Origin of the sequence: Mesorhizobium sp. B2-4-19, from assembly GCF_006441315.1 — a bacterium.
Lineage (GTDB): Bacteria > Pseudomonadota > Alphaproteobacteria > Rhizobiales > Rhizobiaceae > Mesorhizobium.
This window is the reverse complement of the sequence record NZ_VFUV01000018.1, coordinates 1-24,735: the sequence shown is the minus strand read 5'-3', so window position 1 is coordinate 24,735 and position 24,735 is coordinate 1. Positions and strand designations below refer to the sequence as shown.

Below are 24,735 nucleotides of genomic sequence, written 5' to 3'. Positions count from 1 at the left end.
AAACGACCTTGCAATCAGTTAAGCGCCGAGACGACGGCGGCTGTGATGGCGTCCGTACTATCCTTGCCGGCGGTGGTTCCAATGCCTCGAGCGGTGGTGGCTTCGATCGCTTTCATGACGCGGTCGGCCGCGGCCTTTTCGCCGAGATGATCGAGCATCATGGCGCCGGACCATATGGTGGCGATCGGATTGGCGATGCCGAGATGGGCGATATCGGGCGCGGAGCCGTGCACCGGCTCGAACATGGACGGCGCCGAACGGTCGGGGTTGATGTTGGCGGAGGCGGCGTAGCCGAGCCCGCCCTGGATCGTCGCACCGATGTCGGTGAGGATGTCGCCGAACAGGTTGGAGGCGACGACCACGTCAAGGCTCTCCGGCGCCATGATCATGCGCGCGGCGAGCGCGTCGACATGATAGCTGGTCACGGTTACGTCAGAGTATTCCGCGGCCAGCTTGCGCGCGATCTCGTCCCAGAACACCATTGAGTATTTCTGCGCGTTGGATTTGGTGACCGAGGCGAGTTTGCCGCGCCGTGTCCGCGCCTGCTCGAAGCCGAAACGCAGGATGCGCTCGACGCCGGCACGGGTGAAGATCGAGGTCTCCACGGCGACCTCGTCCAGAGTGCCTTGATGCACGCGCCCGCCCGCACCCGAATATTCGCCTTCGGTATTCTCGCGGATGCACAATATGTCGAAGCTTTCGGCACGCAGCGGGCCTGCCACGCCTGGCAGCAGGCGGTGCGGCCTGATGTTGGCGTATTGCACGAATGTCTTGCGGATCGGCAGCAGCAGGCCGTGCAGCGAAACGGAATCCGGCACTTCCGCCGGCCAGCCAACCGCGCCTAGCAGGATGGCGTCGAAGCTCAGCAAAGTCTCAATGCCGTCCTCGGGCATCATGCGGCCGGTTTCCTTGTAGAATTTGCAGGACCAGGGGAACTCGGTTCCGGTCAAGGCAAAGCCGGCCTGCCCGGCCGCTGTCTCCAGCACGGACCAGGCGGCTGCGGTCACATCGCGGCCGACGCCGTCACCGGGGATCAGGGCGATCGAATAGGACTTCATCGGCATCTCTTTACAGGCTGATCAGGACGCTCTTGGTCCTGCGGTTGGCGAGATAGGCTTCGCGGCCAAGGTCCTTGCCGATGCCGGAGCGCTTGTAGCCGCCGGTGGGCAGAATATGGTCTCGCGAGCGGCTGTAGCGGTTGACCCAGACGGTGCCTGCTTCGAGTTTGCGTGCGAACCGGATCGTGCGGGACAGGTCCGAGGTGAACAGGCCGGAAGCCAGCCCATAGGTCGGATGGCTGGACAGCGCCAGCGCCTCCTCTTCTGTCTCGAAGGTCTGGATGGTCAGCACCGGGCCGAAGATTTCCTCGAAGATTGCAGGATTGGTCTGGTCGACATTGGCGATTAGCGTCGGCTTGTAGAAATAGCCGGGACTATCGATGGCCGATCCGCCGGTCAGGCACTCGCCGCCAGCCTCGACCGCCGCCCGCACGATGGCGTCGATACGCGCCCGCTGCCGTTCAGAGATAACAGGCGAATACTGCGTCGCCTGTTCCCAGGTCGGTCCGGGCCGCACCGCTTTCATCCGCTTCAGTATGGCGGCCGTCAGCCCCTCGGCCACGCTCTTCTCGACGATCAGGCGGGTGCCGGCCACGCAGGCCTGGCCGGCGTTGAAGGTGACGCTGCCGGCGATCGCCGTCGCCGCCTTGCCGAGATCGGCATCGGCAAAGACGATCTGCGGGCTCTTGCCGCCCAGTTCCAGCGTCATCGGCTTGACGCCGGTGCGGGCGACGTTCTCCATGATGGCTGAGCCGGCGCGGGTAGAGCCGGTAAAGGAGATCTTGGCGATTTCGGCATGGCCGGTCAGCGCCGTGCCGGTGGTCGGCCCGTCGCCGAGCACCACGTTGACGAGCCCCGCCGGCAGGCCTGCCTTCACCGCGAGTTGCGCCAAACAGACAGCGGAAAACGGCGTCATCTCGGAGGGCTTCAGCACGACCGCGTTGCCTGCGGCCAGCGCCGGGCCGAGCTTCCAGCCGGCCATCGAGATGGGGAAATTCCACGGCGTTATCGCACCGACCACGCCGTAGGGCTCGCTCATGATCATGCCGAGAGTGGTGTCGTCGGTAGGCACCAGCTCACTGCCTTCCTTGTCGGCGAACTCAGCGAAGAAGCGGATCTGCTCGGCGGTGACGGCGATGTCGCCGGCGATGAGCTGGCCGACGGGCCGGGTCGAGCACAGCGCCTCGATCCGAGCCAGCGTTGCCGCTTCCGCCTCGATCAGGTCGGCCCAGGCGTGAAGCGCCCTTGTGCGCTCGCGCGGCCTGACGCCCCCCCAGTTGCTGGCCTTCAGCGCCGCCTTGGCGTTTTCCACAGCGCGGTCGACGATATCCGCGTCAGCCACGGGACAATCGGCATAGACCCTGCCGTCGGACGGACGGCGCATCTCGATCGCACCGTCGCCCGAGATAAGCTCTGCGCCGATGAAATGGCCAATCGGGAGGGGAACCGTATCCGGATCGAAGCTCAGGCTCATATCGAGGCTCAGGTTCATAGGGTGACCACCTTCCAGCATTGACTGGAGCGTAGCGCGTACCGCCAGGCAGCATGCGCTGTTTGGTGATCCGTTGCCGATGAATGTTGTGTGCTCGAGGCAAGAGACGGCAAAATCTTCGGCGCAGGCCAAGCACGTCACGCGGGTTCCGTTATCCGACCGTCACGTAGATCTTGCGCACCGTCTCGATGGTCTTCCAGACGCCGGTGAAGCCGGGCTTCATCACGAAGCTGTCGCCGGCGCGGTAAGTCATCGCTTCGCCGGCGTCGGGTGTGATTTGAATCACGCCGGAAAGGATGTGGCAGAATTCGAAAGTGTCGCCCTTGATTGAGCGCGTTTCCCCCGGCGTCGCCTCCCAGACACCGGTATGGACGAGGTCGTCCTTGGCGACGTCCTGCGCCCAGGTCTTGAAGGCGGGGTTGCCGGCAATCAGCCGTTCGGGCAGCGCGCTGGATTCGCGTGGCTGGGCAACAGGGTTGGTATCGACGGTCTTGAGCAGGGACAAGGGATGGCCTTCCATGTTGAAATTCAATAGCCGCGCAACCAGTCGACGAGCCCGATGGGGTCAAGACCGGCGCGGTAGCGCCTGATGTTTTCGACAACGGCCTGTGCGGCCGTCGCGGGCTGGGTAACGCTGGCGACATGCGGGGTCAGGATAACCTTCGGATGCGACCAGAACCGATGGCTCGCAGGCAGTGGTTCGGGGTCGGTGACGTCGATCATCGCCGCCGAAAGATGGCCGCCGTCGAGTGCGGCGACAAGCGCTTCGTGGTCGAGCTGTGGCCCCCGCCCCGTGTGGACCAGCGCCGCCCCTTCAGGCAGTTTCCCAAACAGGCCGGCATCGAGCAAACCACGCGTCCCCTCGGTCAGCGGCAGCAGGCAGATCAATATGTCGCTGACCGCGAGCATCTCGTCCAGCCCGAGCTCACCATGATGACAGGTCACGCCCGCGATCCGTCGCGGCGAGCGGCTCCATCCGGCGAGCGGGAAGCCGAAGGGCTTCAGGCGGTCGAGTACTGCCTGGCCAAGCTGCCCGAGGCCGAGCACGCCGACTCGGCGCGATCCGGCCTGCGGCTGCGTGATATCGGCCCATTCACCGGCGCGCTGCTGCGCCAGATATCCGGGCAGGTTGCGATGCAGCGCGAGCACGGCAAGCGTCACGTATTCCTGCATCATGCGCATGATGCCTTCCTCGACCATGCGCACGATCTTCACCTGCTCCGGTACGCTATCGAGGCGGAACTGGTCGACCCCGGCGCCAATGGAAAACAGGATCTCCAGGTTCCTGTAGCGGGCGAGGTCTTCTGGCGCGGTCCAAGTAATGAGATAGCGCACGGCGTCGGGATCGACCGTTGCGGCATCCATCGTGAAGGGGACGTCCGGCAGCTCCTTGGCGAAGGCATCGGCGAAGATCGCCCCGCGGCGCGCATCAGAATTGAACAGGAATGTCATTCCGGCTCCCCTTCACGTCGCGCAGCGGGCGCCCAGCGCCTCGATCAATCGCTGGCAGGCGGCGAGCTCGCTGGTGAAAATGTACTCGTCCGGCTTGTGGGCGCGGTCAATGTCGCCGGGGCCGCAGATGATCGCATCGAAACCTGCGGCCTGGTAAAGCCCGGCCTCCGTACCGTAGCTAACGGCGGCAAGCGGCACCTCGCCGGTCAAGGCGTGCAGCAGTCCCGCAAGTGGCGCGTCTGGCGGCAGCGACATCGCAGGATAGGCGCTCATCGGTGTCCACTCAATGCGAAAGCCATGGGCCGCAAGGGCCTCTGCTCGCGCCCTTACCGGCGCCAGCAGGCTGGCGGGGTCGACGCCGGGTATGGCGCGCGCCTCGAGGTCCAGCGTACAGGTGTCGGGGATGATGTTGACCTGGTGTCCGCCAGACACCACGCCCGCTTGCAGCGAGGAGTAGGGCGGGTCGAAGGCAGGGTCGAACGGACCGTGCGTCAGCCGTTCGGCCTCGGTCACGGCCGCGCTCAGCGCATCGGCCATGGCATGGATGGCGTTGAGCCCAAGATCGGGTCGGGAGGAATGGCCGGAGCGCCCGTTGATGATCACGCGGGCGGCCGCCTTGCCCTTGTGGCCGCGCACGGCGCGCATGCCGCTCGGCTCGCCGACGATAATGCCGAGCGGCTTCGCGCAAAGTCCGGGAAGGCGGGCGATCAAATGCGGCACGCCGCGGCACCCCACCTCCTCGTCATAGGAGAAGGCGAGATGGATCGGCCTGGCAAGGTGCATTTTCGCCAAGCCAGGCACCGTCGCGAGCACCGCGGCAAGAAACCCCTTCATATCAGTGGTGCCGCGTCCATAGAGCCGTTCGCCCTCCTTGCGCAGCGCGAAAGGGCTAGAATTCCATTGCGGCTCGCTGGCGGGGACGACGTCCATGTGGCCGGACAGAATATAGCCAGGGACGTTGGCGGGGCCGATCGTCGCGAACAGATTGGACCGGTCGCCTTCCGGCCCTCGAAGCAGGGTAGCCTGCGTCCCGTGCTCTGCGAGATAGGCCTCGATCCAGCCGGCGATATCGCCGTTCGGCTTGCCGGCGATCGACGCAAAGGCGACAAGACGGTCCAGGATGTCGAAGACGTCCATTCCAGCCCTCAAAGCATTTCGGGTTTGGCATTTCGGGGTTTGCCGGGATCGATGCCGTCGGCTACTCGGTTTCGGCAGAGGATGTGCGCGTTCTTTCGCGATTGCGTGCCGAAAGCGGAAGTGTTTCAGTTGAATCTAGCGTTGCCGCATGGCTTTCGAGCAAATCGTATCGGTCTGCTTGTTTAGCGTTGGCAGCCGGAAGGTAGCCAGCGACGCGTCGCCTTCTAGTACGATAATCTTTCAGGGGCATGGAATTGAAGCCGTCCGGAAGCTTGAAAATCGATACCTTCTCGATGCGGATTGGCGACATCGAAGGCGTTGAGCTGGACCGCTTGCACGCACTCTCGCTCTCCGTGGGATGGCCGCATCGCGCTGAAGACTGGCAATTCCTGCGGCAGTCGGGACACGGGTTCGTGGCGCTCGATGAGATCGGCCGGGTTCTTGGTTCGGCCATGTGGTTCGCGCATGGTACCGATTTCGCGACCGTGGGCATGGTGATCACCTCGCCGCGACTTCAGACGCTGGGGGCGGGGCAATGGCTGATGAAGCGGGTTTTCGAGAACGTCGTCGGCTGCGATCTGCGTCTCAATGCAACGCGCGCGGCAAGGCGGCTCTATCTCTCGCTCGACTTCCAGCCGGAGAAGACCGTCTATCAATGCCAGGGCATCGCCCGCCTGGAGACGACAGATGGCCCGACGGACATGCGCCACGTCAGGACCTTGGACCCAGGTGATATTCCCGCAGCGATCGCGCTCGACGCGGCAGGATTTGGCGTGAGGCGGGCGGCGCTCATCGAAAGGCTTTTCGCAAACTCGGCCGGCAGTGGTCTTTTCAAGGATGGCCGGCTGAGCGCATTCGCGCTCTGCCGGCCATTCGGGAGGGGGTACGTCGTGGGGCCGGTCGTGGCGGAAAGCGATGCCGATGCCGTGGCGATCGTCCGGCCGCACGTCCATGACCATTTAGGGTCATTCCTGCGGATCGACACCCACATGGAGACTGGCGAGTTCGCCACCTTTCTTTCGCACGCTGGAATGCCGGTCTTCGACACGGTGCTGACCATGTCGCTGGGCAAACGCCTAACCGATTTTGCCGTCGGCGGTGCGACCAGACCGAAGAGCTATGCCCTGGCAAGCCAAACTCTCGGGTAGGTTGTTATTCGACTTTGGATCAATCGGCCGTCGGAGTGGTGTCTATCATCGCCCCGTTTGTTTTCAAATTCTTCGGATTCGACGCCCGGTACTACGGGGTCCTCGCTGCCGCTGTCCTGCTCACGACGTCAGTCTTTAATGCGCCTGAGCAGCCGGTCGGGACGCGTTCGGGATCGGACAGGCGCACAGCGGGTTGAAGGCGACGACGGCGGCAGCGAGCGTCAAGACGTTGCCGATGTTCGTCCGTTGCCCTTGTCGTGGATCATCGAGGTTGAATTGATGTGGCGAGAACGGACACGGCGGCGCGGCTTCAGGCTTCAGGCTGCTGGCCGAGGTCGAGCGTCGGCTAAACCGATCGCGAAGGGCGGATGCGCGACCGGCCTTTTCCGACCACTTGGGCCTTTCAGACATTCGGTCAGCCGACCATCCGACCTTCGGTCTTCGTGAGAACAGAACGGAATGTGCGTCCCGAGATCAGCGCTCGGCTAACCTGCCAAGGTTGCGCCAAGCCGCTTGGAAATTGAAACAATCCAGGTTCGCAGCTCCGGCCCAAAAGGTTTTTCCAGCATCGCCCGGTCCCAGGCCAGGAAATAGGGCTCCGGCAGCCTGATACGCTTGTCGAACGGCGCCACAAGCCTGCCCGAGGCGATGTCGTCGGCGGCCATCGACAGTTGTGCCAGCACGAAGCCCCTGCCGTTGGCCGCAGCATCGATCGCGGCGCTCGACAGGGAAAAGGCGACTTCACCTGATGTCTTGCGGTGCACCGCGCCGATGCTTGCCGCCCATTCCGCCCATGTAGGCGGCGAGCGATGGTCGCGCGCCCATTCGATACTGAGAAGTGGCAGATCGAGAATATCGGCGGGCTTGCGGACCGGATGTTTCGCCAGCAGCGCGGGCGAGCAGGCCGGCACCACCCAGTCGGTGAACAACTCTGTGTAGTGCTCGAAATCAAGATATTTGGTGCCGTAGGAAATGCGGAAGTCGACCTGTTCGGCGCTCAGCCTTGGCTCTGTCTCGGCGCCGACCAGCCGCACGGTGGCGCCGGGATGGCCGATCTGCCAATCCAGAAGCTGCGGCCCGATCCATTTGCTGGCGAGCGACGGCAGGCAGGAGATGGTCAAAGTGTCGGCAAAACGGGCCCGTTCGATGACATCCTGGGCCTCGCGTATCTTTTCGAAGCCGATGGAAACCGCCGCGTGGTAGACGCGGCCCAGCGCTGTAAGGGCGACGCTCCTGCCGCGACGTTCCAGAAGCCGTGCGTCCAAGGCATCCTCGGCCTTGCGAATCTGCTGGCTGACAGCGCCGACGGATACACCGAGCTCGTTTGCCGCGGCCGTCACGCTGCCACGCCTGCCAAACGCCTCAAAGGCCTGTATCGCACGCAGCGGGGGCGTCTTGTTCACCTGGGCAACCATCCTGGGTCGGCTTGATTTAGTTTTTCTAAAATAGAACGCAGATGCAAGCCCTATGTCGTCCCCGGTCCGCAAGATATTCGTTTGGGCGTTCACAAGCCCGGGAGGACGCCATGTTTCTTCGAAACTGCTGGTACGTTGCCGCATGGGACCATGAGATTGCCGACCGGCTGGTGCCGACGCGGATTCTTGGCGAGGACATTGTCCTCTACCGCCGCTCCGACGGCATGGTGGCGGCGCTCGAAGACGCATGTCCGCATCGCAAGCTGCCGCTGTCCATGGGCCGCATCAAGGGTGACACGGTCGAATGCGGCTATCACGGCCTGACCTTCGACAGCTCGGGAACCTGCACGCGGGTGCCGGGCGCGGAAAAGATACCGCATGTCGCGTGCGTCCGCTCCTATCCGATCGCCGAACGCTACGGACTGCTTTGGATATGGATGGGCGAGGCGGCCAAGGCCGATCCCGCCTTGATTTTCGAGGTCGACCACTGGGGAGATCCGGCGTGGGGCGTCAACCGCGGCGAGTCGATGTCGCTGGATTGCAATTACCTCTACATGACCGATAACCTGCTCGATCCCTCGCATGTGTCGTGGGTCCACCAATCCTCCTTCGGCGGCGTCCAGGCCATGGAGGATGCGCCGCTCGAAACCACCGTCGGCGCGGACGGTGTGACCGTATGGCGCTGGGTCGTCGATGCCGCGCCAGCGCCCTTCTATGCGCCTTTCCTAAAGTTCTCCGGCAATTGCGACCGCAAGCAGCACTATGAGGTGCGTTACCCCTCCAACGCGATCATCAAGGCGATCTTCGTGCCAGCTCGCACGGGCGGCGAGGGCAAGCCGCTGCACGAGGACGTGTTCCTCATGGACAGCTACAATTTCATGACGCCGGTCGATGAGAACCAGACGAAATACTACTGGTTCCAGATGCGCAATTTCGCACCCGACGATCTGGAAGTTTCGCGCCAGTTCGCCACATCCGTGCGTGGCGCATTCGACGAGGATCGCGTCGTGCTCAATGCCGTGCACAAGGGCATGGCCAACAAGCGCACGCCCAATCTCGATCTCAAGATCGATGTCGGTCCGCTGCGCTTCCGCCGCAACCTCGCCAAGCTTATCGCCAGCGAGAGCCAAGAATTGGCGGCCGCCGAATGAACGCATTCACCGCCCGCGACACTATCGCAAGCAGCGGGTTTCGTGACCTGAAGGTGGTCGCGAAGGTGAAGGAAAGCGCTGTCATCACGTCGTTCCATATCGAACCGGTCAACCCACGGGACTGGCGCGCATTCGAGCCGGGCCAGTTCCTGGTGTTCCGCATTCCGGCGCCGGGGAGTGGCGCCGGCGAACGGGGATATGTGCTGCGCAATTACAGCGTCTCCTGTTCGCCGGCCAGCGAGGGCCGTTACCGCATCAGCGTCAAGCGCGAAGTCGCACCCGCGCCGGGGCTTCGCGACGGGATAAGCTCGTGCTTCCTGCATGACCGGATCGACGTTGGCGATGTACTCCAGGCCGAAGGGCCACGCGGCGATTTCGTGCTCGACAAGGCCAGCAGCCGTCCGGTGGTGTTGCTCAGCGGCGGCGTCGGGCTGACGCCGATGGTGTCGATGCTGCATGCGCTGGCGGCCATGCCGGATCGCCGTGCTGTCTTCGTTCACGCCTGCGAGAACGGCGACGTACATGCCTTGCGCGATGAGGTCGCGGGCCTTCTCGCGACACGGCCTGGCCTGAGCGCCCACTATTGTTACCGATCCCCGTCGGAGCGCGACAGGGCCGACGGGCACTTCCACAGCGAAGGCATGATTTCAAAGGATGTGTTGCAGCGTCTGCTGCCGATCGACGACTATGATTTCTACCTTTGCGGCCCGCCGCCTTTCATGCAGGCGATCTACGCCCTGCTGCGCAAGCTTGGTGTGCCGAAGCATCGCATCGCCTACGAATTTTTCGGCCCGGCAACAGTGCTGGAGCCTGATGCCGCCCGAGCCTCTGCCGCGCTGGCGCAGCCGGCACGGATCAAGCCGGCGGGCGAGGTGGCCACTGTGGAGTTCCGAAAATCGGGCTTGACAGCGGTCTGGGATGGCAAAGCGGCATCACTGCTCGACTTTGCCGAGGACCAGGGTTTGGCGCCGGAATTTAGCTGCCGGTCCGGCATCTGCGGCACATGCAAGTCGCGGCTGGTTTCGGGTGAAGTCGCCTATTTCGAAGAACCGCTGGACGAGCTGGGAGCAGGCGAAGTGCTGCTGTGCTGCTCCAGGCCGAGCGGATCAGTCGTCCTGGATATTTGACAAGATCGTCGTGTCGCGCGTGGGCGGGGAAACGGAAGTCGGGATTTGGAACAGCCGGTCAAACCAATGTCGAGCCTGCCTCTCAATCCGCATATCGCGGCATTGCCGCCCTATAATGCCGGCATGAACATCGCGATGGCGCGGGCGCTGAGTGGCCGCAACGACATCGCCCGGCTTGCCAGCAACGAAAACCCTGACGGTTGTTCTCCTGCCGTCATGGCCGTACTGGCCTCCTCATCCTTCGAGCCATGGCGCTATGCCGATCCGGCTTGCACGGCGTTGCGGGCGGCACTTGGCGAGAGATTGACGGTCGATCCTAGCCTGATCGTTGTCGGTAATGGCTCCGAGGAGATGATCGCTGCCGTCTCGCGCGCCGTCTTGGTTCCGGGCGCCTCGGTGGTGACGACGGTGCCGAGCTTCGGGCTGCACGAGATCGAACCGCTGGCGGTCGGTGCGAATGTAGTCAAGATTGCCATGACGCCGGAGATGGGCTTCGACCTTGCCGCGCTCGAAAAGGTGATCGCCGCCGGGCCGCGGGTGGTCTTCATATCCTCGCCTTGGAACCCGGTCGGCCCGGGTCTCGACCGTTCCAGCTTGCAAAGGCTGATCGGCGCCGTTCGGCCCGGCACGCTTCTCGTCCTTGACGAGGCGTATTTCGAGTTTGCCGATCCCGGCGCGCCGGACGGCATCGAGATTCTGCGCGACAGTTCTATCGACTATGTCGTGCTGCGAACGTTTTCAAAGGCTTATGGCCTGGCGGGACTGCGCGTGGGTTACGCCGTCTGTTCCGACCTCGAACTGGCGAGAGTGATTGCCGTCGCGAAGACGCCGTTCAACGTCAACGCCGCGGCGCAGACCGCCGCTGTCGCTGCCCTTGCCGACGCAGATTGGATGACGGCGTCGGTGGCGCGCATCAGAGCCGAGCGTATCCGCACAGCCGCAGCACTTGCCGGCCTTGGCCTCCAGGTTGCGCGGTCGCAAACGAACTTCCTGTTCTTCGACGGCAAGGGCGACAGTTCGAGCCTTGCCGCTGGTCTCCTAAAGCAGGGGATTGTCGTCAAGGCGTGGCGTGAGGCCGGCTATGAGCGCTTTTTGCGCGTCACCATCGGCTCTCCGGCGGACAACGACCGGCTGATCGCGGCACTTCAGGAATTGGTGGGACAATGACCGGGCTCGCTTCCCCAGGGCAAACGAACTGGACCCACCAGGCGGTGCCATTGCCTGTCGTCGACAGCATCCGCGGTGTCGTCGGCGACTCGAACGTGCGGACCGGCGATGATGCCGGGGCGATCGACCTTGGGTCGGACGGTATGGATTGCGGCGCCGGCATTGTTGTCACGCCTTCATCGACGGAGGAGGTCGCGGCGGTGGTGCGCATCTGCCGCCTGAACGAGATTCCCATCGTGCCGCAAGGCGGACGGACCGGCCTGGTCGGTGGCAGTATTTCGCGGCCGGGCGAGATCGTCCTCTCGACGGCACGCATGAACCGCATCGAGCGGCTCGATCCGGTCGAACGCGTGGCGGTGGTTGGCGCCGGCGTCACCCTGGAAGCCCTGCAGGAGGCCGCGCTCGAACATCGGCTGGAACCGGGCATAGATCTTGCCGCGCGCGGCTCGGCGACGATCGGCGGCATGGTGTCCACCAATGCCGGTGGGGTAATGGCTTTTCGCAACGGCGTCATGCGCCATCGTGTGCTTGGCCTCGAGGCCGTGCTGGCAGACGGATCGATCTATTTCGATCTGACCCGGGTGGTGAAGAATTCCGCCGGCTACGACCTGAAGCATCTCTTCATCGGCGCCGAGGGCACGCTCGGCATCGTCACCCGCGTGGTCGTCAAGCTCGATCCTTCGCCGCGAGCGACCGCCACCGCGCTTTTCGGCCTGCCGTCGGTCGAGGCAGCTTTGCAGATCATCCGCATGGCACTGGAATCGGATGTCGGGCATCTCCGCGCGGCGGAGGCGATGTGGAATTCGTATTTCAGGCTGGCCGCCGCCACGCATGGATGGTCCGAAGCCGGCGTGGCGCCCGAGCAGCCCCTGTTTCTGCTGCTGTCGCTTGGCGGGGCCCGCGAGGATGCGCTTCGCGAGGATTTCGAGCGGATTTATTCGGAAGCGATGGAGTGTCATCCCGAAGCGACCGGCATCATTGCCGGCTCACGCCGGCAGGAGGATGATTTGTGGCGGCTGCGCGAGGACACCGGCGTGCTTTACCGCGCTCATCCCAATGCGCCTTCCTTCGACGTATCGGTGCCATTGTCGGAGATTTCAGCTTATCTCGAAAGGATCGTACCCGGCCTTGCCGCGATCGAATCGGGTCTCGCGCCCTATGTCTTCGGGCATCTGGCCGATGGGAACCTGCATATCGTGCTCAACCGCCAGGGTCCGCTCGCTCCTCACATGGCGAAGGCGGTCGAGGACGTCCTGTATCAACAGCTTCGGGAGATTGGCGGTTCCTTTTCCGCCGAGCATGGCGTTGGGTCGAAGCGCATCCATTCCCTGCTGGCGACAGCCGACCCGACGAAGCTCGCCGCGATGGAGCGGGTGAAAAGAGCCCTGGACGATCAGTCGATCATGAACCCCGACAAGGTGCTTGCCTGCGATGCCTGGTTCGTCCGGTCCTCCAGGCCACTCCCTTCCGGCAGCGAGCGCCGATTGCCCCTTAAGAACGCGAGCGATCTCAACGATGAATAGCCCCACGGCGGAACGACAGGGAATGAACGGATTAACCGCAGCTGCCAGTCGCCCGGCGGGACCAATGGTACGCCATGAAGAGCCGGCGCCCTATGCCTCGGATTTCGCCCGCTTGCGCCGGGGATTTCGCGAAGCGGCCAAACGGGCGGGCGCGGAACTGTCCGAATATATTCATCCGCTGAACGGACCCGATGGCGAGGCTCTGGCGACCGATGTGGCGCTGCTGGGCCGCCGCGATGCGCCGAAACTGATCGTGCTCATCTCCGGAACGCATGGTGTCGAGGGGCCATTCGGCTCTACCTGCCAGACCGCGTGGCTCGGCCAGAAGAACCTGCGGCGTTTGCCTGACGACACCGCGATCCTTGCCATCCATCTCATCAATCCCTGGGGCACGGCGTGGTCGCGGCGCGTCAACGAAGACAATGTCGACCTCAACCGCAACTTCATCGACTGGTCGGCGAGTGCTCCGGTCAACAACGGCTATGCCGGTCTCCACGACGCCTTGGCATACCGCGAGTGGGAAGGGCCGGATCGAATAGCGGCTGACGAGAAGCTCGCCGCGGCGCGCAAGAGGCTTGGGCACGCCGGGCTGGCGGCGATTGTCGAGGCAGGGCAATATGAGTTCGCCGACGGGATGTTCTATGGCGGCGGCGGCCCTGTCTGGTCGAACCGGACGCTGAACGAGATCCTGAGGACTTTTGCGGGCGCAGCGCGTCAGGTCATCGTCTTCGACCTGCACACGGGTGCCGGGCCCTACGGCTATCCGGCGCTGCTTTCGGTGGCGAGTTCCGAGCATGCCGGTCTTGCCTGGGGCAAATCCATCTTCGGGCCAGCGCTGACGACCGTGCTGACAGGCCCGGGCGCCAAGACAGGCACCGGCATCGCGGCAACGGCGACCGGCTATGTCTCGGACGCCGTGCGCAAGGCAATGCCAAACGCGTGCGTGCTGCCGCTTGTCGTCGAATGCGGCACCCTGGAAGGGCCGGCCGTCATGGAAGCGGTGCAGGCCGACAACTGGCTGCATCTGTTCGGCAAGCTCGATTCGCCGCTCGGCAAGCGGATCCGGGAGACGCTGCGCTCGGCCTTCATTCCGGATGATCCGGATTGGCAGCGCGCCTGCCTGTCCACCAGTCTGCGCCATTTCGACCGCGCGCTGGCGGACCTGAAGGCTGTCGAGCTGGATCAGGACGAAGCCATCAAAGGCCAACCGTCGCCCACCGTTCGCGCTGAGCTTGCCGATCCGGCGCCCGCTGACGAAGCGAAAATCACGACGCCGGCCGTGCAGATCGACGAGCTTCACAAGAGCTTCGGCTCGCTTCTGGTGTTGAAGGGCGTCAATCTTACCGCTCACGCCGGCGAAGTGATTTCCATGATCGGCTCGTCAGGCTCGGGCAAGAGCACATTCCTGCGCTGCATCAATCTTCTGGAACAGCCCGATGGCGGAAAGGTCGCCATCGACGGCGAGGTAATCAAGATGAAGCCGCTGTCGAGCGGCCGTCTTGGCCCGGCCGACATGGCGCAGGTCGAGCGTATCCGCGCGCGCGTCGGCATGGTGTTTCAGAACTTCAATCTATGGCCGCATATGACGGTGGTGGAGAATATCATCGAGGCACCACGGCACGTGTTGAAAGAACCGCGCGAGAAAGCCATCGAACACGCGCACGCCTTGCTGAAGAAGGTCGGGCTCGCTGACAAGCATGCCCATTATCCCGGTCAGTTGTCCGGCGGCCAGCAGCAGCGGGCGGCGATCGCCCGCACGCTGGCGATGCGGCCCAAGGTCATCCTCTTCGACGAGCCGACTTCGGCGCTCGATCCTGAACTGGTCGGCGAGGTGCTGCGGGTGATTCGCCAGCTGGCGGAGGAAGGCAACACCATGATCCTCGTGACGCATGAGATGCAGTTCGCGCGCGAGGTCTCCCACAAGGTTCTGTTTCTCCACCAGGGAAAGGTGGAGGAAGAGGGTGCGCCAGCGGAGCTGTTCGGCAGTCCGCGCTCGGAGCGTCTGCGCCAATTCCTGGCCCGGACACTGTGAGGAAGCCGCATCCTCGAAGCGTCCGGTTCAGATCGGACAACTGCAATGAAGACCAACAACAAGGGGAACTGACATGAAACTGAAAGTCTTGACGCTGCTCGCCTTTCTCACGGGAACCATGGGCAGCGCATTGGCGGCCGAAGGCGAGCTGTCCATCGGCACGGAAGGCGCCTACCCGCCATGGAGCATGTCCGACGCCAACGGCAATGTCACCGGCTTCGACGCCGATGTCGGCGCCTTGCTCTGCACCAAGCTTGAAGTGAAGTGCCATTTCGTCGTGCAGGCGTTCGACGGGTTGATCCCGGCACTGAAGGCCAAGCGCTTCGATGTCATCATCTCGGGCATGTCGATCACCGCCGACCGCAAGAAAGAGATCAATTTCAGCGTCGGCTATGCCGAACTGGCCAACATGTTCGTGGCCGCCAAGGGTTCGGATCTCGCCGCCATCACTGATGTCGACACGCTGTTGAAATCGCTGGACGGCAAGAAGGTGGGCGTGCAGGCGGGCACAACCCACGCACATTTCCTCGAGAAGCGCGCACCGAATGCCGATCTCAAGACCTATGACACGCTCGACCAGATGCAGATCGACCTGGCGAGCGGCCGCATCGATACCGCTTTCGCCGATCAATCCGCCTTGCAGGACTTCCTGGACAAGCCCGATGGGAAGAACTTTCAGCTGGTCGGCGTCGAGATCAAGAGCACCTTCGATCCGACGCTCGGCGAAGGCATTGGCGTCGGCATCGCGCAGGAAAACACCGAACTCAAGGCCAAGATCGACAAGGCGCTTTGCGAGTTGATCGCCGACGGCTCGGTCGGCAAGGCCAGCCAGAAATGGTTCAAGACCGACATCTCCCGGCCCTGCAAATAAACGCCGAAAAGCTCGCATGCGTCCGGGCTGCCGGGCGCATGCGTCATTCACGCAGCACATTTAGGGCAACTCAGATGGAATTCGGTCTCTGGCAGGTTTGGGAAGCGGGTTGGGTCACCGCCATCCTGCGCGGCGCGTCGACAACGATCCTCGTCGGTCTCGTCAGCATGGCGGCCGGTCTGGTGATCGGGATCGTCTGCGGTCTCATCAAATGGGCCCGGATATTTCCGCTTTCACTGTTGGTCGATGCCTATACATCGCTGGTGCGTGGCGTGCCCGAATTGCTCATTATCTATCTCTTGTTCTTCAGTTCGGTTGAATTCGTGACCAAGGTCGTGACAGCGTTCGGCTATGCGGGTGTCGCGGAGAGCGGTTATGCGTTCGTCATCGCGGTCATCGCCATCGGCGCGATCTCCGGCGCCTATTCGACCGAGGTCGTGCGCGGGGCGCTCAGCGCGATCCCCGATGGGCATATCGAGGCCGCTCGCGCGCTGGGACTGTCAGGTTGGCGGATCTTTCGCCGCATCATCGCACCGCAGATGCTGCGCATCGCGGTTCCCGGCATCAACAATGTCTGGCAGACGACGATCAAGGATACCGCCCTGGTTTCCGTAGTCGGTCTTCAGGAGTTGATGCGCGTTTCCTTCATCGGCGCGAATTCCACGCGCCATCCATTTATTTTCTACCTGATCGCGGCGGCCGTTTATCTGCTCATCACCCTGGTAAGCCAGGCCGGCTTCGATGGGATCGAACGCCTGCTCAGGCTGCGGACGAGAAAAGCAGTATGATAGACCTCATCCAACTTGCGGTTCCCGTTCTGCTGAAGGGCCTATGGGTCACGGCGGCGCTGACCTTCGTTTCGGTGCTGATCGGCTTCAATCTGGGCCTCGGTCTGGCACTGATGCGGCTGTCGTCGAACTGGCTGTTGTCAGTTTTCGCCAAATATTACAGCAATGTTTTTCGCGGGACTCCGCTGCTGGTGCAGATATTCCTGTTCTACTACGGGCTTGGCCAGCTTTCGCTGATCAAGGACAATGCGGCTTTGTGGTGGGTGATCAGCGACGGCGCGCGCTGCGCCGTGCTGGCGCTTGCATTGAATACGGCCGCCTACACGTCAGAAATCCTGCGCGGCGGATTGATGTCGGTTCCGGTCGGTCTCGTCGAAGCGGCCCAGGCGTGCGGCATGTCGCGCATGCTGCGGTTCCGCCGCATCGAGTTCCCGCTCGCCATCCGCCAAGCGCTGCCGGCCTATGGCAACGAGCTGATCCTTGTCGTCAAAGGCACCAGCCTCGCCTCGACGATCACGGTGCTCGAAATCACCGGCTACGCCAAGCGGCTGATGAGCCAGACCTTCGCGATCTTCGAGATATTCGCCATTGCCGGGGTACTCTACCTGGTGATCAACCTGCTACTGATCGCGATTGTCCGCGTCATTGAACGCTTTCTCATGCGGCACGAGACGTCTTCTCGTCGGAAACCGGTAGCGCTCACCCAAGTCGATGTACCGTGATTTCGTCGCATCCTAAGATTGGCTGTTTGATCTGCCCGCTCCGTGCGATCCATCATCATCAATGAGCCCGGGACCGCGTTGGCCTTGGGGTTCGCGACCCGAAAGGTTGCCCCTACCTCATTCGTCCACCGTCCCCTGGAGAATGCAATCCTCGCCCAAGAGCGATCTCGGGCCCAAACTACCGCTTTCTCTTTGGGCTTGCTCCGACAAAATCGCTCTTTCGGCGCGGTAGCCAAGAAAAAGTCCAGCCAGATCAATAACCTAGATGGGCTAAAAACAATTGAGTGGGAGTATGGTGAAACCTGATAAATTCGGCGAAATAGCCGTTTTAGCGTGGAGAGGCGAACTTGGCGAGTTCCTCTGCCGCTTCACCGATACCGTGCGCAGCCGCACGTTCGAGCCAAAGGCGACCTGCCACCGGGTCGCGCTCCCCGGCGAGGCCTTTCAAGAGATAACGTCCGAGCATGAATTGGGCTTGGCCATGCCCGCGTCCGGCAGCGGCGGCGTACCATTTCTGCGCTGCTGCGTGATCGACCGGCAGGCCGTGGCCGGCTCCGTACAGCGCGCCAATCGCAAACATCGCCCCGGCGTGACCGTCGTCGGCGGCCTGCTCAAATAGCTGCATTGCAGCCTCGGGCTCGGGCATGCCGCCGCGCCCATTGAGTAGCATCTCGGCGAGGGCCACGCGTGCGTCGAGCACGCCGGCGTCGGCCGCCCGCGCAAACCACGCACGGGCCTGAGTTGGGTCGGCCGCCACGCCGCGTCCATCCTGGAGGAGGCGGGCATACATATATTGCGCCTCGGCGACGCCTTCGGCAGCGCGCCGCAGCCAGTGTGCCGCTTGCCCTTCGTCCTGGCGAACGCCGACGCCCTTGGCGAAGCAGAGCCCAAGGTTGAATGCCGCGATGAGGTCGCCCGATGATACGGCCGCCTCGAACCATCCGGCAACGCTTGCACCGTCATCCGGCTCGCCGGCTCCGCCGAGGATAAGATTGGCGAGGTCTGTCTGTGCCTGCTGATTGCCGCCATTTGCGGAAGAGCGCAGCCAGCGTGCTCCTTCCTCGACATCCTCAGCCACACCATTTCCCGTCAAATAGAGCGAGGCCAAAGCGCGGGCGGCGTCTTGGTGGCCCGCTTCGGCCGCCCGCCGATACCAATTCGCGGCTTCTGCAAAATCCGGCCGCTGCGTCTTCGCATAGCGATCGCCCAGCATATAGGCCGCCTCGATATTGCCGGCCAAGGCTGCACGCCGCATCCACGCCTCCCCGGCAGCGACATCTTGGCCGACGAGCGCACCGTCAATCAGTGCCAATCCCAATCGGAACTGGGCGGAGGGCAGACCCTTCTCTGCCGCAGCCTGATAGAGTTGAGCGGCTGCTGCCATGTCGCGTGCTACGCCGAGCCCGTGCTCGGTAAGGACCGCAAGAAGATAGGTCGCGGTCGGCAGGCCGGCGTCGGCTGCACGCCTTACCTCTTCCGCAATCCGAACCCTGTTTTCGCGTTTGCCGCGGCGAGCCAGCGACAGCGCAAAGCCAAGGCACCCTTCGGCGCAGCCGGCAGAAGCCGACTTCTCGTACCACCGGTGTGCTGCATCGGGATCGCGCATCGATGGGGGGCCGCTGGTAAGGATATAACCGAGGATCGCCTGTCCCGTGGCCGAGCCTGCCTCGGCCGCCTTGGTGGCAAAGTCGAAAGCGGCCGTGAAGTCTGGTTTTCCCGGGGCATCAGGTTTAAACAAGTGCTCCGAGGGCCCCTTGCCGTCGGCTTCCGTCGTCACCAGCCCGGTGACGTAGAGCGCGGCGAGGAGCGCCTGCGCATCCGCGCTCCCGTGGTTGGCTGCCCGCAGCAGCCATCGCGCGCCTTCCATACGGCTCGGTGGCACACCGGCGCCTTCCAGATAGCAACGCGCGACCCGGTACTCGGCGTCAACGATCCCCGCGCGCGCCGCCTTCGCCATAAGCGGAAAGGCTTCAGCGGCCTTGCCGCTGTCAGCAAGCTGGATCGCCCGACGCAACACCGCCGACGGGAAGGCCAGACCAGTCAGCCGATCCAGGATTGTCATCGATCCGAGCCTCTGATTCCTCCGGTACTCTAAGGCTCCCGCATCGCCTCCTGGCCGATCGGGAGCATGACGCCGAGAATGTACTTGAGTATCGTGCGCCGGCCGACCTTTACGTCTGCGGTCACCGGCATGCCGGGGCTGACGGCGAAACCGGCGGGCACGCCGTGGAGGGCGACCTGGTCGATGGAGATCCGCGTGCGATAGAAGGGCTCGGCATCGGAAGGCAGCATGGCCAAGGAACTGTTCGGATCGCGCGCTTGCTCTTGTGCCGAGAAGGAATCTGGGCTGAGCACCCGCACGGTTCCATGGGCGAGGCCGTATTGCGAATAGGGGAAGGTGTCGAACTTGATGACCACCGGGTCGCCGACATGCACGAAACCGCTGCTCCTGCCAACGATGTTCGTCTCGATCTCGAGCGGCGCGTCGGCCGGCACCAGCGTGATAAAGCGCTCCCCTGACTGCATGACCGAGCCGACAGAGACTTTTGCCACCGATTGAACGATGGCGTCTGATTGGCTCTTCAACTCGACCAACTGGTTTCGAAGCTTTGCCTTGTTGAGAAGTTCGCGGGCGTCCGAGATCCGCGAGCTCGCCTCCGACAGGCTCTGCGAGACTTCGGCGCGCCAGCCCTGAATGTAGCCGTCGCGCTCGGCGGCCACCGCTGCCTGTTGGCGCTTGGCTGCTTCCGCGGTCTGCTCGGCATTGCCCAGTGCCCGGGACATTTCCGCCCGGTTGTCCTCGGCCAGGAGCGTGTTGAGGCGGCTCCCAACCTGCCTTGCCTCGAGCTGCTTACGCATCTGCTCGATCGAGTCGGCGACCGTGAGCCGCTGGCGGTAGCCGTCGGCATCCGCTTGCGATCGCGAAATCACCGCGCTGAGTTCGTCACGCTGGCGTTCGAAATTCTCCACCTTGGCGTCGTAGACCGCCTTACGTTGCTCGAATATCGACACCTGCAGGGTCCAACTCGGGTCGAGGCCCTTGTAGGTGAACGTCTGGCCGCTGGCCTCGGCCTTCAACCGCGCCACCTCTGCTTCAAGCGTCGAGACCTGCATCGCCAGTGCCGTTTGGTCGGCTGAGGTAAAGGTCGCATCGAGGCGGGCAAGCAATTGGCCAGCTTTGACGCGCTGTCCTTCCCGCACCTCGATCGAGCGGACAATCGCTGTTTCCAGCGGCTGCATGACTATGTTGGGGGATTGCGAGACCACCAGCCCTCTGGTCGTCACCACCTGATCGACCGGTATCAGTCCCGCCAGGGTGATCAGCGCGATGACCAGGCTGGAAACGATCCAGACGATGCCGCGCGCCGCCCGCGGAATAGGCGCATTGGCGACAGCCGTCGACGGCCACTGGAACTCGAGTATGGCCGGCGTCGTCGGATCCTTCGTTTCCATCCGGTGCCACCGAGCGGGAGGGGCGGTGAGGGAGGTGCTGCTCATGGGTTACCGGACCTGATGCGAATATGAGGCGCGCGACATGATCAAACCAACCGGGGCGGGACAGCGACCGGGCGGCCGTGGCGGCCGTCGAGGTGCCGGTTCTGCTGCGACCACAACTGGCGATAGAGCGCGCATCGTTCGAGCAAGGTCGCGTGCGGCGCGACGTCGAGGACCTTGCCCTGATCCATGACGAGGATGTTGTCGCACTCGGTCAGCGAGGCGAGCCGGTGCGAAACGATGATCATCGTGCGCCCGCTGGCGATGCGCATGAGGTTGGCGCTGACAACCGCCTCGCTCTCCGGGTCGAGTGCGCTGGTCGCTTCGTCGAGGATGAGAATGGTCGGATCGTGGATGAGCGCGCGCGCGATCGCCAGCCGCTGCTTTTGACCGCCTGACAGATTGGGCGAACCTTCCTCGATGTAGGTGTCGTAGCCATTCGGCATCCGCTCGATGAATTCCTGGGCACCGGCGAGATGCGCGGCGCGCATGGCGTCGGAAAGCGTCAGGCCTGGGCGCCCGGCGATGATGTTGTCGCGGATCGACCCGCGGAACAGAAAGTTGTCCTGGAGGACCACGCCGAGCCCTTGGCGAAGATGGCGCAGGTTGATTTCCTTGAGGTCGACGCCATCAAGCTTGAGGAAACCACTGTAGTCGCGGTTGATCCCCTGCAGGAGGCGCGCGATTGTCGATTTTCCCGACCCGCTGCGCCCAACGATGCCAAACATGCTGCCGGCCGGAATGTGGAAGCTGACCCGGTCGAGCGCCGGCGTCTTGGTGGCGATATAGCTGAAGGTCAGGTCGCTGAACACGACCTCGCCGACCAGCCTGGGTCTCAGGCCGGTGGAATTCGAACTGCTCTCCAGCGGCCGGTTGAGGACCGACGCTGCCTCGCCGATCGCCGCACCGACCTCCTCGTAGTCTTCAACCAGTCGCGCGAGGCCAACCAGCGGCTGCGCCACGCGCTGGGCGATCATCATGAAGGCGAACAAGCCGCCAACCATGTAGCCGGTGCGGTCGTTCATCGCGAGATAGGCGCCGATCAGCATGGTGCCGAGCACCATCACGCGTTCGATCGGCGTGACCAGGGTCTGCGGCCAGCTTGCCAGCTGTCCGAAGGCGAGACGCGCCTTTCCCGCTTCGGCCACCCGCTCGTCCCAGAGCGCCTTGCGCTGCGGCTCGAGACCGAGCGCCTTCACCGTCTTGATGCCGACGACAGTCTCGCCCAGTGCCGCCGACTTCCAGGTCTCGGCGTCGACCACCCGCTGGTATCTGCGGCGCAGCGGCCGGAGGAAGGCGAGGATGATCAGCATGATCACCACCGCGCAGGCCAGCACGATCCAGGCCAGGGCGGCGTTGATGTAGAACATGACCGGCACCAGCACGCACAGCGTGATCATATCCAGGAACGTGCTGAGGAGTTTTCCGGTCAAGAACTCGCGAATGCGATAGACCTGGGCGAGATGATACATCGTCTCGCCGGCCGGATGACGCTCGAAATAGTCGAGCGGCAGGCGCAGCAGCCGGCTGAAGACGTGCAGCTGCAGCTTGGTGTCCAGACGGGCGCCGACGACATTGATGATCAGCCGCCGGGCATGGCCAAGCAGCGTCTCGTAGGCGAAAACCACGGCGATCACCGCCGACAACAGCACCAGCGTCGAGATGCTGTTGAACTGCAGCACCTTGTTGACCACCGTCATGACGATGAGCGGCGGCAGGATGGTAAGGACGCTCAGCGTGAACGAGGCGATGGTGATATCGCGCAGGGCGTGGCTTTCGAGCCGCACCAGTTCGGCGAGCCAGCGAAGGGTGAAGGGCGCGTCCGCCGCGACATAGGATCGCGTGGCACGCAGCAGCAGTGCCTCGCCCGTCCACACCTGCGACAGCCGCAGCTCGTCGATGGCGACGGCCTCACCATCGTCGGGTGCATCGGCACTTTTCAGGAAGACGACGTTGCGCTCGGCGCTCGCCCCGGTGAGGAGAGCCGCGCCGCCATCGTTGAACAACAGGACGACCGGGCCGGCGTCCTGGAAGCGCAGAAGGTGGGACCAGCGTATGCGCACGGCGCGTGACCACATGCCGGCGTCCTGCGCCCACTGCGACAGATCGGCGGCGACCGGAGCCGCGCTCGCGGCCCTGAATTCGTTCGGGTCGAGCTCGACACCGTGATAGCGGGCGGCTCGCAGCATCGCCTTGAGGCGCGGCCCGATCTTGTCGAATTCGGCCGGGCCGCCAGGGATCCGCGCCATAGTACTCTCGCCGCCCGCCGCGTCGCCTTGCGCGGAACCGGCTTGGATCGGGACCGCTTGGATTTCGGCGTTCACGGGGATGTTCACCATGGACTTGTCTTCCGACAGGCAAGCGAACTCGACAGTTCCCGGGCCGAAGTGCCTCTGCCGAGGGTTTCGATCATGCCACTATCGTACTCCGAATTGATCGGCCGCGCGACTCTTCCGCCAAACCGTGTCCCGGGATGTTTAACGCGCGAACTTCGCTCTCCCGCGACGTTCGCGCGTTTCCGTTCGGTGGTCTCTCGCCAGTCTTGCTCACTCATGCGGCTTCAGAAGATCCTTCAGGGTCGTCTTGGCGGTGTGGTCGGTGCTGGCGTAGCCGGTACCGTGCTTGGTCGCATCCAAGGTCTGGTCCGTACTCGCGCCGGACGGCTGGTTCTGTTGGTGACCAAATCCCTTGATCGTATTGAGGATATTCAGGAGATCGGTGGTCACTGATCCGGCCGCCAGGCCGATCAGGTGGTGTAGCGACGGCTGGCCGCCATTGCCGGTCGAGCCCGGCTGCAGGAATTGCCAGCTATCCTTGAGACCGAGCGAGCCGGACGTGACATTGGCGGTCTTCTGGGTGGTCGTCACCAGGGTTGTGGTCGACGGAACGATCGAGTCGTTGTGACCGCTCGAGGGTCCGGTTGGACCGGTTGCGCCGGTCGGACCCGTGGCGCCCTTCGGCCCAGTATCGCCCTTCGGTCCGGTTGCTCCGGTTGAACCAGTGGCGCCAGTCGAGCCCGTGGCGCCGGTTGCACCCGTGGCACCCTTCGGTCCGGTATCGCCCTTCGGTCCGGTTGCTCCGGTCGAGCCGGTTGCGCCAGTGGCACCTGTCGCGCCCTTGGGTCCGGTGTCGCCCTTCGGTCCGGTCGAACCGGTTGAGCCCGTGGCGCCGGTGGCACCTGTCGCGCCCTTCGGTCCAGTTTCGCCCTTAGGTCCGGTCGAACCTGTGGCACCGGTCGAGCCCGTTGCCCCGGTTCCGCCGGTTGAGCCGGTCGCGCCTGTTGCTCCTGTCGAGCCCGAGGCTCCGGTTGCGCCGGTCGGGCCGGCTGCACCAGTCGAACCTGTAGCGCCGGTTGTACCGGTCGAGCCCGTTGCCCCGGTTCCGCCGGTTGCACCTGTAGCGCCGGTCGCACCTGTGGCTCCAGTTGCTCCGGTCGAGCCCGCGGCTCCGGTATCACCGGTTGCGCCAGTGGCTCCGGTTGTACCGGTCGAGCCAGTCGCGCCGGTTGAACCAGTGGCGCCCGTACCGCCAGTCGCACCTGTGGCGCCGGTAGCTCCGGTCGAGCCCGTTGCGCCGGTGGAACCCATGGCGCCGGTATCACCGGTTGCGCCAGTGGAACCTGTAGCTCCAGTAGAGCCAGTTGCGCCTGTATCGCCGGTAGCTCCGGTCGAGCCCGTTGCACCGGTGGAACCCGTGGCGCCCGTATCACCGGTTGCCCCAGTCGAACCCGTGGCACCCGTATCGCCAGTCGCACCCGTAGCACCGGTTGCTCCGGTCGAACCGGTGGCGCCCGTATCGCCAGTCGCACCTGTGGCTCCGGTTGAACCAGTGGCGCCCGTATCGCCAGTGGCGCCGGTAGCTCCGGTCGAACCTGTGGCTCCAGTCGAGCCCGTAGCTCCGGTATCACCGGTTGCACCAGTGGCACCGGTCGTTCCGGTGGCACCCGTATCGCCAGTCGCTCCGGTGGCGCCGGTTGCTCCAGTCGAACCTGTTGCTCCGGTATCGCCAGTTGCACCTGTGGCACCGGTCGCACCTGTGGCTCCAGTTGCTCCGGTCGAGCCCGTTGCGCCTGTATCGCCGGTCGCGCCAGTTGAGCCTGTAGCCCCAGTTGAACCTGTTGCTCCAGTCGAACCTGTGGCACCCGTATCGCCAGTTGC

Annotated in this window: 19 protein-coding genes; 9 read left to right on the top strand and 10 right to left on the bottom strand. The window is 63.8% G+C overall.

Annotated elements, in window-relative coordinates:
• Positions 1–14 precede the first annotated feature (14 nt).
• The 5 genes from FJ546_RS24880 to argE form a co-directional block, all read right to left on the bottom strand.
• Entirely contained in the window at positions 15–1,058 is a 1,044-nt protein-coding gene (locus FJ546_RS24880) for a tartrate dehydrogenase (protein ID WP_140891734.1), read from the bottom strand.
• A gap of 10 nt (positions 1,059–1,068) precedes the next feature.
• Entirely contained in the window at positions 1,069–2,532 is a 1,464-nt protein-coding gene (locus FJ546_RS24875; RefSeq protein ID WP_140891815.1) for an aldehyde dehydrogenase family protein, read from the bottom strand.
• 169 nt (positions 2,533–2,701) lie between these two features.
• Complete coding sequence (locus FJ546_RS24870) at positions 2,702–3,055, bottom strand: cupin domain-containing protein (protein ID WP_140891814.1); 354 nt, start codon at positions 3,053–3,055, stop codon at positions 2,702–2,704.
• A 23-nt stretch (positions 3,056–3,078) separates the two neighbouring features.
• Entirely contained in the window at positions 3,079–4,002 is a 924-nt protein-coding gene (locus FJ546_RS24865; protein ID WP_140891733.1) for a glyoxylate/hydroxypyruvate reductase A, read from the bottom strand.
• Between the two features lie 12 nt (positions 4,003–4,014).
• Entirely contained in the window at positions 4,015–5,139 is a 1,125-nt protein-coding gene (gene argE / locus FJ546_RS24860) for an acetylornithine deacetylase (RefSeq protein WP_140891732.1), read from the bottom strand.
• A 248-nt stretch (positions 5,140–5,387) separates the two neighbouring features.
• Between argE and FJ546_RS24855 the strand changes: the two genes are divergently transcribed.
• Positions 5,388–6,287 (top strand): GNAT family N-acetyltransferase, encoded by a 900-nt coding sequence (locus FJ546_RS24855; RefSeq protein WP_140891731.1) that lies wholly within the window; start codon positions 5,388–5,390, stop codon positions 6,285–6,287.
• Between the two features lie 485 nt (positions 6,288–6,772).
• Here FJ546_RS24855 and FJ546_RS24845 read toward each other — a convergent pair whose 3' ends face one another.
• Positions 6,773–7,702 (bottom strand): LysR substrate-binding domain-containing protein, encoded by a 930-nt coding sequence (locus FJ546_RS24845; protein WP_181168076.1) that lies wholly within the window; start codon positions 7,700–7,702, stop codon positions 6,773–6,775.
• Between the two features lie 110 nt (positions 7,703–7,812).
• On the opposite strand from FJ546_RS24845, the gene FJ546_RS24840 reads away from it, so the two are divergent.
• The 8 genes from FJ546_RS24840 to FJ546_RS24805 all read left to right on the top strand — a co-directional run bounded on the left by FJ546_RS24840 (position 7,813) and on the right by FJ546_RS24805 (position 17,083).
• On the top strand, positions 7,813–8,853 hold the full coding sequence (locus FJ546_RS24840; RefSeq protein WP_140891729.1) for an aromatic ring-hydroxylating dioxygenase subunit alpha: 1,041 nt from the start codon (positions 7,813–7,815) through the stop codon (positions 8,851–8,853).
• A complete protein-coding gene (locus tag FJ546_RS24835; RefSeq protein ID WP_140891728.1) occupies positions 8,850–9,980 on the top strand; it encodes a 2Fe-2S iron-sulfur cluster-binding protein in 1,131 nt (376 codons plus the stop codon). Before FJ546_RS24840 ends, FJ546_RS24835 begins: the two co-directional genes overlap by 4 nt.
• Positions 9,981–10,046: 66 nt before the next feature.
• Entirely contained in the window at positions 10,047–11,147 is a 1,101-nt protein-coding gene (gene hisC / locus FJ546_RS24830) for a histidinol-phosphate transaminase (protein WP_181168075.1), read from the top strand.
• Positions 11,144–12,670 carry an FAD-binding oxidoreductase gene (locus FJ546_RS24825; RefSeq protein ID WP_140891726.1) on the top strand — a complete coding sequence of 509 codons (1,527 nt, stop codon included), beginning with the start codon at positions 11,144–11,146 and terminating at the stop codon, positions 12,668–12,670. Before hisC ends, FJ546_RS24825 begins: the two co-directional genes overlap by 4 nt.
• 64 nt (positions 12,671–12,734) lie before the next feature.
• A complete protein-coding gene (locus tag FJ546_RS31940) occupies positions 12,735–14,702 on the top strand; it encodes a DUF2817 domain-containing protein (RefSeq protein ID WP_281405661.1) in 1,968 nt (655 codons plus the stop codon).
• Positions 14,703–14,775: 73 nt separating this feature from the next.
• Positions 14,776–15,573 (top strand): transporter substrate-binding domain-containing protein, encoded by a 798-nt coding sequence (locus FJ546_RS24815; protein WP_140891724.1) that lies wholly within the window; start codon positions 14,776–14,778, stop codon positions 15,571–15,573.
• 74 nt (positions 15,574–15,647) lie between these two features.
• Complete coding sequence (locus FJ546_RS24810; RefSeq protein ID WP_140891723.1) at positions 15,648–16,361, top strand: ABC transporter permease subunit; 714 nt, start codon at positions 15,648–15,650, stop codon at positions 16,359–16,361.
• The gene (locus FJ546_RS24805; protein WP_140891722.1) at positions 16,358–17,083 is read left to right on the top strand and encodes an ABC transporter permease; all 726 of its coding nucleotides are present in this window, start codon (positions 16,358–16,360) and stop codon (positions 17,081–17,083) included. The genes FJ546_RS24810 and FJ546_RS24805 overlap by 4 nt, the downstream gene beginning before the upstream one ends.
• Positions 17,084–17,411: 328 nt before the next feature.
• Here FJ546_RS24805 and FJ546_RS24800 read toward each other — a convergent pair whose 3' ends face one another.
• The 4 genes from FJ546_RS24800 to FJ546_RS31935 form a co-directional block, all read right to left on the bottom strand.
• The gene (locus FJ546_RS24800) at positions 17,412–19,145 is read right to left on the bottom strand and encodes an SEL1-like repeat protein (protein ID WP_140891721.1); all 1,734 of its coding nucleotides are present in this window, start codon (positions 19,143–19,145) and stop codon (positions 17,412–17,414) included.
• Positions 19,146–19,174: 29 nt separating this feature from the next.
• The gene (locus FJ546_RS24795; protein ID WP_181168074.1) at positions 19,175–20,536 is read right to left on the bottom strand and encodes an HlyD family type I secretion periplasmic adaptor subunit; all 1,362 of its coding nucleotides are present in this window, start codon (positions 20,534–20,536) and stop codon (positions 19,175–19,177) included.
• An 86-nt stretch (positions 20,537–20,622) separates the two neighbouring features.
• Positions 20,623–22,827, bottom strand: coding sequence for a peptidase domain-containing ABC transporter (locus FJ546_RS24790; protein ID WP_140891719.1), 2,205 nt, complete (start codon positions 22,825–22,827; stop codon positions 20,623–20,625).
• Between the two features lie 297 nt (positions 22,828–23,124).
• Positions 23,125–24,165 (bottom strand): hypothetical protein, encoded by a 1,041-nt coding sequence (locus tag FJ546_RS31935; protein ID WP_281405660.1) that lies wholly within the window; start codon positions 24,163–24,165, stop codon positions 23,125–23,127.
• Positions 24,166–24,735 lie beyond the last annotated feature (570 nt).

Bases quoted from the DNA above. Each gene is read 5' to 3' on its own strand.
- FJ546_RS24880 (WP_140891734.1), bottom strand. From the start codon at position 1,058: ATGAAGTCCTATTCGATCGCCCTGATCCCCGGTGACGGCGTCGGCCGC.
- FJ546_RS24875 (WP_140891815.1), bottom strand. From the start codon at position 2,532: ATGAGCCTGAGCTTCGATCCGGATACGGTTCCCCTCCCGATTGGCCAT.
- FJ546_RS24865 (WP_140891733.1), bottom strand. From the start codon at position 4,002: ATGACATTCCTGTTCAATTCTGATGCGCGCCGCGGGGCGATCTTCGCC.
- argE (WP_140891732.1), bottom strand. From the start codon at position 5,139: ATGGACGTCTTCGACATCCTGGACCGTCTTGTCGCCTTTGCGTCGATC.
- FJ546_RS24855 (WP_140891731.1), top strand. From the start codon at position 5,388: ATGGAATTGAAGCCGTCCGGAAGCTTGAAAATCGATACCTTCTCGATG.
- FJ546_RS24845 (WP_181168076.1), bottom strand. From the start codon at position 7,702: ATGGTTGCCCAGGTGAACAAGACGCCCCCGCTGCGTGCGATACAGGCC.
- FJ546_RS24840 (WP_140891729.1), top strand. From the start codon at position 7,813: ATGTTTCTTCGAAACTGCTGGTACGTTGCCGCATGGGACCATGAGATT.
- FJ546_RS24835 (WP_140891728.1), top strand. From the start codon at position 8,850: ATGAACGCATTCACCGCCCGCGACACTATCGCAAGCAGCGGGTTTCGT.
- hisC (WP_181168075.1), top strand. From the start codon at position 10,047: ATGTCGAGCCTGCCTCTCAATCCGCATATCGCGGCATTGCCGCCCTAT.
- FJ546_RS24825 (WP_140891726.1), top strand. From the start codon at position 11,144: ATGACCGGGCTCGCTTCCCCAGGGCAAACGAACTGGACCCACCAGGCG.
- FJ546_RS31940 (WP_281405661.1), top strand. From the start codon at position 12,735: ATGGTACGCCATGAAGAGCCGGCGCCCTATGCCTCGGATTTCGCCCGC.
- FJ546_RS24815 (WP_140891724.1), top strand. From the start codon at position 14,776: ATGAAACTGAAAGTCTTGACGCTGCTCGCCTTTCTCACGGGAACCATG.
- FJ546_RS24810 (WP_140891723.1), top strand. From the start codon at position 15,648: ATGGAATTCGGTCTCTGGCAGGTTTGGGAAGCGGGTTGGGTCACCGCC.
- FJ546_RS24805 (WP_140891722.1), top strand. From the start codon at position 16,358: ATGATAGACCTCATCCAACTTGCGGTTCCCGTTCTGCTGAAGGGCCTA.
- FJ546_RS24800 (WP_140891721.1), bottom strand. From the start codon at position 19,145: ATGACAATCCTGGATCGGCTGACTGGTCTGGCCTTCCCGTCGGCGGTG.
- FJ546_RS24795 (WP_181168074.1), bottom strand. From the start codon at position 20,536: ATGGAAACGAAGGATCCGACGACGCCGGCCATACTCGAGTTCCAGTGG.
- FJ546_RS24790 (WP_140891719.1), bottom strand. From the start codon at position 22,827: ATGGCGCGGATCCCTGGCGGCCCGGCCGAATTCGACAAGATCGGGCCG.
- FJ546_RS31935 (WP_281405660.1), bottom strand. From the start codon at position 24,165: ATGGGTTCCACCGGCGCAACGGGCTCGACCGGAGCTACCGGCGCCACA.